The sequence below is a fragment of the Aeromonas cavernicola genome (assembly GCF_002795305.1).
Lineage (GTDB): Bacteria > Pseudomonadota > Gammaproteobacteria > Enterobacterales > Aeromonadaceae > Aeromonas > Aeromonas cavernicola.
Window position 1 is genome coordinate 1 of record NZ_PGGC01000205.1, and the last position, 11,003, is coordinate 11,003.

The 11,003-nt window shown below is 60.0% G+C and carries 7 protein-coding genes; all 7 read left to right on the plus strand.

The features are described 5' to 3' along the window. The first annotated feature begins 127 nt into the window (after window positions 1–127). Entirely contained in the window at window positions 128–376 is a 249-nt protein-coding gene (locus tag CUC53_RS17645) for a hypothetical protein (protein WP_100295329.1), read from the plus strand. A gap of 235 nt (window positions 377–611) precedes the next feature. Continuing rightward, a complete protein-coding gene (locus tag CUC53_RS17650; protein WP_100295330.1) occupies window positions 612–2,330 on the plus strand; it encodes a DUF2138 domain-containing protein in 1,719 nt (572 codons plus the stop codon). Further along, window positions 2,327–2,956, plus strand: a complete 630-nt coding sequence (locus CUC53_RS17655) for a DUF1175 domain-containing protein (RefSeq protein WP_100295331.1) — start codon at window positions 2,327–2,329, stop codon at window positions 2,954–2,956. Before CUC53_RS17650 ends, CUC53_RS17655 begins: the two co-directional genes overlap by 4 nt. 62 nt (window positions 2,957–3,018) lie before the next feature. Further along, the gene (locus tag CUC53_RS17660; protein ID WP_272896777.1) at window positions 3,019–7,512 is read left to right on the plus strand and encodes an alpha-2-macroglobulin family protein; all 4,494 of its coding nucleotides are present in this window, start codon (window positions 3,019–3,021) and stop codon (window positions 7,510–7,512) included. A gap of 13 nt (window positions 7,513–7,525) precedes the next feature. Next, window positions 7,526–9,307 (plus strand): DUF2300 domain-containing protein, encoded by a 1,782-nt coding sequence (locus CUC53_RS17670; RefSeq protein WP_201796794.1) that lies wholly within the window; start codon window positions 7,526–7,528, stop codon window positions 9,305–9,307. Window positions 9,308–9,312: 5 nt separating this feature from the next. Continuing rightward, complete coding sequence (locus CUC53_RS17675; protein ID WP_100295333.1) at window positions 9,313–10,131, plus strand: YfaP family protein; 819 nt, start codon at window positions 9,313–9,315, stop codon at window positions 10,129–10,131. A 207-nt stretch (window positions 10,132–10,338) separates the two neighbouring features. Beyond that, on the plus strand, window positions 10,339–11,003 hold a 665-nt coding region (locus CUC53_RS17680), incomplete at its 3' end, for a gamma-glutamyltransferase (RefSeq protein ID WP_201796795.1).

Consider the following 11,003-nt stretch of genomic DNA (forward strand, 5'->3'; position numbering starts at 1 on the left):
AGTCAATTAAAGGCGGCCGCTTTGGCGGCTAGCCCCTATTGCCAACCGAGACCAGCACCTTGTTATCCACATCGCTACCCCCCATGGCCGCTATCGCTGGCCTGTGTATCGCTGGACTATGCCAGCCATGACCTATGCAAAGAAGGTTAACCATGCCGCTCTAGCGAGCGGCGCATTTGAACGACCTCGTGTCGATTTAACCCAGTTGGATCAAGGGTGGGTCAATGCGGGCAAGGCAAAAGGGCGGGTGGTGGACTTGACCCACAACCTTAACGAGGCGGTCTATCGTGAGCTGCGGCTGCGCTATCTGCACTACAGTGCCTACCCGAAATTGTTTATCGCTCGAACGGGATCGACGGTGTCGAGCGACGGGTGATCGTATCTATTAACCGTATTTACTGCGCCAATAATGCCGAGAGGGGGTCTTGATGGCTAGCCCTCACTCAATCCTGCCGTTCCTGCTCTTGGTTGAGATGTCTGATTGTTGACATGTAAGAAAATTCTTATTTCGGCTAAGTCTCGTGCAGAAAATAGCGAGTCCCCCCCTTGCAGGTGTAGGATCGGCGGCCTTCTTTGTCGTACCACTTTTTAGAACATGGAATGTGTCACTCATGAGCGAGCCCGCAAACATCTCCCCCGCTGAGCGCCCTGCTGCGCCAGGTTCACGTCGGCGCCTCCTGCTCATTGGCTTGATCGTTGCGCTATTCGGGGCTGGCGGTGCGGCGTTTGCCCTGTTGCCGCTGTCAAAGCCTGCGGCCATCGCCCCCCTGAGTGCCCCCCAAGCGCCTTACGACATCACCACGCCAGATGCGTTGATCGAAAGTGTTTCGTTAAGCCAGCTACCCAAAGCGGTGCTAGAGGTGCCGCTGCTGCGTGAATTATTGACCGAGGATCTGGTGTTCTATTACGAGCACAACGCTGATCGTCTCGGGCTACTGGGGGCGCTGCGCCGGATCATCTATGAACATGATTTGACCCTTAAAGAGAGCCTGCTGACCGAGCTGCTCGACCAGCCAGTGCAGATGGCGCTATGGCGTGGTCAAGATGGTCGTCTGAGCGACACAATAATGGTGCTACGCCGTGGTGGACTTGCGAAATTGCTGGAACCCTTGGCTAAGGTGGCTGCCTCCGATAGTCAGTTAACCCAAGTGGCAGAGATTGCCGTGGGTGGGGACATTACGCCGGTGTACCAGCTGCGCTATGGCGCGGGCAAGAGGCTGCTGCTGCTCTCCCATGACGATCAGCTGGTGATATTTTCCTCGCCGGATATGCTGCTGTCGCTCGCTGATGGCGAAACGCCTGCGGTGCTGGAACCCGCGATGGTGGCATTGGCGGTAGGCTTGCTGCAAGGGGAGCAGCCTTTTGCCCAGCATTTTGCTCTGCCCCCACGGGGCGAGTTGCGCCAGCGGATCACCCTCGGCGCCAGCGTGTTGGCGATGGGCTACGAGCGCCTTATGCCCACCTTCTCAGGGGTGCGTTTTGAGCAAGGTAACGAGGGGTGGCAGAGCTATCTGGCGTTAAGCGAGGTGCCCGGTCAGTCGGCGCTCGATTTCACGCCGATATGGCAGGCCATGCCGATGGGGGCTAGCGCCTGTGTCGCCCTGCCGCTTATCCCCGCGCTGTATGAAAACTTGCTGGTGCAGTTGGGGGCTGAGCAGCAACGAGTCGAGGCGCTGACCGATTACATCAGCGGCGTGGCTGGGCTCTGTTGGTATGGGGATTCTCGCCTGTATAGCCCGCTGGTGGTCCTCAAGCTTACCGAGGTGCCGCCCCCTGAATTTGATCAGATGTTAGGGACGCTATTTGGCCATTTGGTGGGGGCGGTTGAGCCAGCGCGGGCTGAAGGTGTCTTCCCCGTGGTCACAAAGAAGAGCACTGAGGGGACCTCGTGGCAGCGGGTAGTCAGCTCCCGTTTTGGACAATATCCGGCGGCTAAGGCGCCGGCTCCCGAGCAGATCAGTGGCCCGGCCTTTTTCAAGGTGAGCCTGCTGCGTGATAACGAAATGTTACTGTTCTCGTTAGACGATCAACTGTTGGATAAGGCGCGGAATACCTTGCGCCATCGCTTTCCGCCGCTAGCGGAGGTGTTGCCCAAGGATCGGCAGGTACCTGCTTATTTGGCCCCTAACACCCTCTCGACCTTGCTCAAGCAAGAGATGCTCAGCAGTTTACCCCGCGATATGGAGCCGGTGTTTCGTAATGCCGCTGAGACCTTGCTGCCCCGCTTAAGCCACCTGGCCACTCAGCAATCGTATGGGGTGGTGCTGCCCAATACGATTGCCCCCGTCGGCACTTGGTCTTGGCTGGCGCTGGAGTGGCGGCCACTGTGAGGGGGCGCTTACTGGGGGGCTTGCTGGTCGGGTTACTGCTAACCAGTCAAGCCAGCGCGGCGGCCCTTGATGCAACGCAATCCCAGCTGTTTCGGGCGTGGTTTGTCCGCATTGTTGAAGAGCAGTTACGCCAAGGCCCCAGCCCACGCTGGCATCAGCAAGACTGCGCCGGCTTGGTGCGCTTTGCCGCCAATGAGGCGCTTAAGGTGCATGACGCCAAATGGCTGCGTGCCAATGGTCTGTCTAACCGCTATTTGCCTCCTGAATTGTCCCTGAGCGATGGTCAGCGTGCGTTGGCATCCCAGTGGCAGCAAGGGGGCGGCCAACAAGGCGCCTACGTCAACGCCATCAAGCTGATTCAATACAACAGCCAATGGATCGGGCGGGATCTTAATCAGGCTCGCCCCGGCGATCTGATCTTTTATGACCAAGGTGACGATCAACATCTGATGATTTGGATGGGCCGCCATATCGTCTATCACACAGGCACCACGACTGCCGCTGATAACGGAATGCGCTCAGTTGCTTTGCCACAACTTATGAACTGGAAGGACACGCGATGGATCCCCGATCAATCCAATCCCAACTTTATCGGCGTCTATCGCTTGTCGTTGCTCGCCCGATGAGCCGCTGTGGCGGGCGTTTTCCGCTTTTGGCCTGCTTGTTTGCCTTGTGCATGGCGCCTGCTGTGACGCAGGCAGACAGCGACGTGCCAGCCAGTCATTACATGCCACTGGCAGGGGAGTCATTCTTTGTACTGGCCGACAGTAGCTTTGCCAGCGACGAGGTTGCCAAAGTGCGGCTGGAAGCGCCCGGGCGAGACTATCGGCGTTACACCATGGAGCAGTATGGCGGGGTCGATGTGCGGCTTTATCGCATCAATGATCCGCTGCCTTTTCTCAAGCGTCAGAAGAATTTACACCGGGTGTTGGTGCAGGGCCAATTTAGCGGGGAGGGGGTGGCCAACACCTTATCCTACCTGTGGGACAACTGGTACAGTAAGTCGCGGCGGGTGATGCAGCGGGCCTTTTCGTACAGCTCTCGCCAGAGCGTGACCGAGGTGCTGCCTGAATTGAAGATGGGCAATGCCACTGGGGCGCCCACCCGTTTTACCCCTCAGCCGCAATATGCCTATATGCCAGGGCTGCCCCTGATCAGTGAGTTTCGTTACCCGCTCTGGGATGCCAAGCCCATTGCGCCGCCGAGCGATGTCAAGCTGGCGGGCTCTTCCAGCGGGTTTATCGATGTGATGCCCGGTAATGTCTATATCCCCCTTGGTAAGCTCAAACCGGGTCTCTATTTGGTCGAAACCTTGGTGGGCAAATATCGCGCCACCACCGTGGTGTTTGTCTCCAACAGCGTGGCGGTGAGTAAGATTGCCGGTGATGAGTTGCTGGTGTGGGTCGCGCGTAAGCACGAGGGGACGCCGGTTGCCAACACCCGCCTGCTGTGGAGCGATGGGCTGGGTGTGTTGCGCAGTGGTAGCAGTGATGAGCAGGGGCTGCTGCGGTTACAACACGCCAGCCCTGAGCGCTCGTTTGTGATTGGCGAAGACAGCGAAGGCGGGGTGTTTGTCTCGGAGAACTTCTATTACGACAGCGAGATCTATAACACCAAGCTGTACGCCTTTACCGATCGCCCCCTCTATCGCCCCGGTGACTGGGTCTCGCTGAAAATTATCGGGCGTCACTTTACCAGTGCGCTGGCCTCTGCCCTGCCAACCAGTGCCCCGCTGAGCCTCACCGTGGTCGATGCACTGGGAGCGTCATTGCAAACCCTTGATCTGCGGTTTGATGGTAAACAGGGGGCGGCTGGCCGTTTCCAACTGCCAGATAACGCGGTCGCTGGCGGCTATGAGCTGCGCTTTGACTATCAAGGGCAGACCTATAGCAGCGCCTTTCGGGTGGCCGAGTACATCAAGCCCCATTTTGAGATGGCGCTGACGCTGGCCAAGCCGGAATACAAAACCGGCGAGTCGGTGACCGGCCATTTGACCCTGCTCTATCCAGACGGCAAGCCGGTGGCCAATGCTAATGTGCAGCTCAGTTTGCGAGCCCAGCAGCTCTCGATGATCGATAACGAGCTGCAATATTTAGGGCAGTTCCCCATCGAGCTGAGCAGCAGCGATCTGGTCAGTGACCGCGAGGGGCGGGTCGCGTTAACCCTGCCTGCGGCAGAGAAACCGAGCCGTTATCTACTGACGCTGTTTGCCAGTGATGGCGCCGCGTATCGGGTGAAAACCACCAAGGAGATCCTGATCGAGCGGGGGGCTGCCCGCTACGTGGTCACCGCCCCGCAGCGCTTCAGTGCTGCGGGCGAAACGGTGACATTTCGCTACCGCAGTGAACAGCCCAGCGACATCGTGCCAGCGGCATATCGTTGGATAAGACTGGAAGATCGCAGCACCGCCGAAGGGGCGGTCAATGACGGCCAATTTGCCATTACCTTCGATAAGCCGGGCAGTTACAGCATCGAGCTGCGCGATCCGGTGGGCCAACTGCTGGGTGCCACTGGTCACTCGGTCAGTGGCGCTGGTGTCACTGCGGTGCCGGGCACCGTTGAAATTGTGCTGGATAAAACCGAATACCAAATTGGTGAGCAAGCCCAAGCCCTGATCACCTTCCCAGAGCCGGTCGCCGATGCGCTGCTGACCTTGGAGCGCGACAAGGTGGAGGCGAGCGCCCTGCTGTCGCAAGGGGGCAAGTGGCTAACACTGGAAAAACTCAACGACACCCAATATCGGGCCCATATTCCGATCCAACAGCACTTCTCGCCCAACCTCACCTTCTCGGTGGTATATACCCGTGGCGGCGATTACAGCTTCCAGAATGCGGGGATCAAGGTCACGATGCCTCGTATTGAGGTGGCGGTGCAGACCGATAAGCCCCGTTACCAGCCTGGTGACACGGTCACTGTGGAGATTGAAACCAGCTATGACGGCAAACCAGTGGCCGCCCACCTGACCGTGGGGGTTGTGGATGAGATGATCTATGCCTTGCAGCAGGATATCGCGCCTACGATCGAGCAATTTTTCTATCACCCTCGGCGCAATAATGTCCGCACCAGTGCCAGCCTCTCATTTATCAGCTATGACGTGGCCCTGCCGGGAACCAGCAGCGCCCCTACCCGAGCCAATCGCAGTGAGCGGGGAGTTAAAGTGCTTGAGCGGCCACGGCGTGAAGAGATCGATACTGCCGCATGGCAGCCGGAGTTGCTGACCGATGCCAGCGGCAAGGCCCGTTTTAGCTTTAAGATGCCAGACTCGCTCACCCGCTGGCGGATCACCGCGCGGGCCATCAGCGAGAGCGGCTTGGTGGGTCAAAAGCAGCAGTTTATCCGCTCAGAGCAGCCGCTCTATTTGAAGTGGAGTGGCCCGACCCGCTTTAGAGCTGGCGATAAACCGGATCTAGGCCTGTTTGTGTTCAATCAGGGGGCTGAAACAGCCGAGGCCAACTTGAAGGTGTTGCAAGATGCCGAGGCGGTCAGCTTGCCGCTGGTGCTGAAGCCGGGTGCTAACTACATTGCGCTGCCTCAGCAGCCGGTGGGGAATATCAGTTGGCGCGCCGAGTTGTGGCAGGAAGATCAACTGCGTGACAGCCTAGACGTGCCGCTGCAAGTGGCGCCTTTTGCTGCCGCCCAGCCTTATCCGCTGAGCCGCGAGCAGGTGCTCGACAGCCAGCAAACGGCGCTGTCATTGCCGGCGTCAGCCAGTCAGGTGCGGCTCTATCTGGATAGCGGGCTGAACGCATTACTGCGGCGTAACCTCGATACCCTGCTCGACTATCCGTGGGGTGGGGTGGAGCAGACCGCCAGCCGCCTGCTGCCGCTGAGTGTGGCCTATCCGCTGCTGGCGAACGGGGAGCCACGGGTGCGGGATCGGCTGCGCCTGATCATGCAAAACAGCCGCCTGCGTTTGATCCAGATGGCGGGGCCCAATGCCTATTTTACGTGGTGGGGCAGCGAGGGGGCGGATGCGTTTCTGACCGCCTATGCCTATTACGCCGACTGGCACGCCAGCCAAGCGCTCGATCTGACCTTGCCCCCTGGCCACTGGCAGCGGGTGCTGGATCTCTATGCGCTGCAAGCGCCCGATATGCCGCTGTTGCAGCGGGCGTTGACCTTGGTATTTGCCCAAGAGATGCAGCTACCAGTGCAGAGTCTGGTAGTGGGGTTGCTGGCCGATGTGATGGCAGCACCCATGGTGACGGACGACACCGAGCCCGTGGCAGAGAGCCTGCTGCTGGGCGATCCGCAGGCGCCACTGGCGCTGGCTGGGGCGCGGGTACTCACCGCCGCGTTGGCCCAGCGCCATCAGGTGGTACTGCCTCCCGCCTTTAGCAAACAAGCGGACGCCGCCACCTTGCAGTTACTGGAAGCGGGCAATCCTTTTGCCGATGCGTTGGCCTTCTATGGTGGGGAGTTTGACCCTGAAACGGTGCGTACCCTGCTGCCTAAATTACAGACCGAGTTACCGACCATCGAACGGGCTTTACTGCTGACCTGGTTACACAATGCCGTACCGCCAACGGCGTCTGCGCTGCAGCCACAGGTGGCAGGATGGGCGGCGAAAACCTCAGCGACTGGTGAACCCTATTGGGCGTGGCAAGGGGCGCAGCCGCCGACCACCCTAACCCTGAGTGAGGCGCCTGCAACGCCACTGGTGGCGACCGTGACTTTCGTCAATGCAGAGGCACAGGCTGCAAGCGAGGCAGAGGCGCCAGCGTTACCGGTCACGGTGACGCGGCGTTTGCTGCGGCTGGTGCCCGGTAAGAAAGCGTTTGAGTTCAGTGTCGAAGAGGTGGGTGATAAGCCGGTGTCGAGCAATGAGCTCTATCTCGATGAACTGACCCTGAGCAGCGAGGCGCCGCACCCGCTGCGCTATGGCATGTTAGAGGTGCCACTGCCACCGGGGGCGGATGTGGAGCGCACCACGTGGGGCCTCCAGGTCAATGGCCTCGGCGCCGATTCGAGCACCCTTGAGGGGGCACGTAATGAGCCGGGAGCCCTCTCTTACGGGGTGCCAATAGACAGCTTGCAGGGGCAGATGACGCTGCGTCATCTGGTGCGTTTCTCGCAAAAGGGCCAATTTGTGCTGCCTGCCGCCCGTTATCAGCGGCTCTATGCGCCAGCCGAGTGGGTCACAGAGCAGACACCGCCGTTGGCGACCCTCAAAGTAGAGTAAAAGGGCGCAATAGATGAACAAGGGCTGGATTGGGCTACTGCTGTTGCCACTGCTTGCCCACGCGGCAGCGCCGCAGGCAACGCTAGCGTGGCGCAGTGGCAAGGGGGATCAACTGTTGCAGTTTGCGCCGCAGCAGTTGATCAGCCAGCAACCATTGCCACCGACCCTGACTACCCCGCTTGGCAGTGTCTGGAAGCTGTTTGTCTATAGCTGGCTAGTGGATACCGGTCAGCAAGAGCCTGCCTATCAGTGCCGCGGTCAGGATAGTGAAGAGCGCTATTGCTGCAGCGCGGGGCAGCAGATTGGTCGTGATGAGGCGTTAGTCAAATCCTGTGGCCTCTACTTTGATCCGCTGCGCCTGGGTATCGACGCGCAGCAATGGCGCACCTATTGGCAAGGGCATCAGGCCCCTGACTGGGTGGCTGAACTGGTGCCATTGCCGATGCGCAGCGCCATGGCAGCGCCCTCTGCTGCCCAATCTGCCACCCCTTCTGCCGCTAACATGGCCAATCCCGATGAGTCGATGGATGGGGTGGCTGACGCTGCCGGTATCCCACCCAGCGAAGCAGCCAGACTCGCCACTCACAATGCCGCCACTGAGGTGGCGGTTTATCAGTTGCTTACCGCCTTGCAACAGCTGCCTGCCCAGCAGCAAGCGCGCGAAGTCCTGCTGGATGTGAGCTTGGCGGCCGATGAGCGGCGGGCTACGGCAGTGCTGGGCGGGCGGTTGCGGGCCAAGACTTGGAGCTGGCATCGCGAAGATGGCGCCTTGGTGGGCGGATTTGCCGGCTGGTTACTGGACGGCAGCCCCTTGTGGATGGCTGGGCCGGGCACCAGCCGAGTGGTGTTGGCTAACTACGGTAAGGTGCTGGGCCAGTGGCTGCCCACCCCGTGGCCGCGTGAGCCGGGCCAATGTGTGGAAGTGGCGCTGTTTACCCGCTATCCGTTGCAAGAGGTTGTGGATCTGCAAGGTCAACCTGCTGCGGCAGGCCAGCTCAATGGCCGCTTCCGGGTGCGTTTTGGCACCGCCAATCTGTTGGACATTGCCAGCCAAGGTGAGCTGTTTTTGCTGCGTGACACCCGTGGGCCACGGCTGATCGCGCGGATCAGCGAGGAGGAGTACGTCGCTCGCGTGCTTGACCGAGAAGCCAGCCCTGCCCCCAGTGAGGCAGCCAAGGCGCTGGCAGTGACAATCCGCACCTATTTGCAGCAAAACGGCCAACCCAAAGGGGAGTGCCTGAGCATCACTGACAGCACCCAGCATCAGCGCGTTGCACCGCGCCCAGCAACCGTTGCCGCCCGAGAGATCGCCGCGTGGAGCGCGGGGGTGATCTTGGTCGGGGGGCCGGTGACCTATCACGCCGAGCAAGGGGGAGCGGGCAAACTCTCGTGGCGCGAGGCGGTAGCACAGGCCAATGCTGGGCTGACCTTTGACCTGATCTTGGCGCGGGCCTTTCCCTACCTTGAGCTCGGTCGGGGTGGCCAGCCGGGCGCCCAGTGTCAGCCGCTCGCAGAAGCTGAGCGCTGGCTCTTAGCGCAGCGGCGCAGTTGGCGGCCTCGTTTAGATGGTGAAGTGGGCTACGAGGAGCCTGCTGGGTTTGCGGTCTGCTTACTGGGTAGTGGTCGTCCCTATGCGGACAAACAGCGCCAGCGGATCTATGTGCGGGGGCTTTATTCCCAGCAAGATCGGCTCGATCTGGCTCATGAATATCTGCACCTTGCATTTCAATCACACCCCAATGGCGACGATGAGGCCTATATCGAACGTTGGGCCCGCCACCTGATCTTGGAGTGACCTGTATGACTATTTATCCGCGATTTTGTCGTCTATTGGTGCTGGGGCTTTTGCCTTGGGCTGGGCAAGTTGGGGCTGCCAGCATTGAACTGGATACCCCCGTTGGCGGCTGGCGCCAAGGGGAGGGCAAGGGGAGTCAGTTTCAGCAGACCGTCAACTACCCTGCGGCCTCGGTCAATGTGAGGGAGGGCCAGAGTAACAGCGCGTTGATTAAGGGCCGGATCGCGCAAACCACCAAGCCGGGCGAGCAGCAACCGGCACGGCTGGTGGTCAATGGCCTCGCTATGCCACTGCGGGTCAACGACGATGGCAGTTTTGCCCGTCCTTATGCCTTCCCTGCGGGGTCTAACAGCGTGGAAGTGATCAGCCCAGATGGTCAGCAGCGCAAGCGAGTGCAGTTTCTCCATCGCGGAGGCAGCAATGGCGAGGTGGCCGCCAAGTTACGGGTCATGCTGTCGTGGGATAGTGACAACACCGACCTCGATTTGCATCTGGTCACCCCAGATGGCGGCCACCTTTTTTATGGTAATCGCAGCTTGCCCAATGGCATGGCGCAAGATGTCGATGTGACCACTGGCTATGGCCCAGAGATCATGGCGACTCCTACCCCGCTCAATGGCCCCTATCTGGTCTATGTCAACTATTACGGCGGTGGTTGGGATCGGGCGCCAGAAGACCCACTGCTGACCACGGCGCAGGTGACCATCATCAGTGAAGAGGGCTCGGTGCACGAAAAGCAGGAAACGTTTGTCATCCCGATGCGTAATCCCGGCGAGCTGACGTTCGTCAAGCGCTTCGACTACACCAGCAATCACTACCAATAGCGCATGATCGTGGGCGCAGCCGTATTCGATGCGAGGCAGCGCTGCGGTTGTTTAGTCTGATCTTAGCTGGGGAACTGGCAGCATAAAGAGGGGGCACCATAGTATTGATATATGAGTAAATATCCATATAACTCAATAACTTGAATCAATAGTCTCAGTCGTGACATAGTCGCTTTTTATGGTCGTAAACCAGACAAGGAGTGTGCAATGTTACTCAAACCCGTGGGGCTGGCGATTGCCCTTGCCCTGTTAGTCGGCTGCACCAGCGACGATGGCTTCCAATATACCCCTCCGCCCGAGACGCCACTCTCCCCCGAAGCGAGCAGCGGTTGGCAGGATAAGTCCGGCTGGCAAGGGCGTGATTTTATGGTGGCGGCGGCCAACCCACTGGCGGTGGATGCGGGCTACCAGATCATCAAGGCGGGCGGCAGCGCGGTCGATGCGGCCATTGCGGTGCAGCTGGTGCTGACCTTGGTGGAGCCACAGTCCTCTGGCATTGGCGGCGGCTCGTTACTGCTGGTGGCTGACGGCGGTCAGGTAGCGGCGGTGGATGGCCGCGAGACCGCCCCCGCAGCGGCCAGCGATCAGCTCTTTATGCGCGATGGCAAACCGATGGCCTTTTACGATGGCGTGGTGGGCGGCCGTTCAGTCGGGGTACCCGGTACGCTGCGCGCGCTGGCGCTGGCCCATCAACGCTACGGTAAGTTGCCGTGGGCGACCCTGTTTACCCCCGCCATCACCTTGGCTGAGCGGGGCTTTCTGATCAGTCCTCGGTTAGCAACCTTGTTGGCCAGAGATCCCTACCTTGCGCGCGATCCCGACGCGCGAGCCTACTTCTATCAGCCCGATGGCAGCGCCAAAGTCGCAGGTAC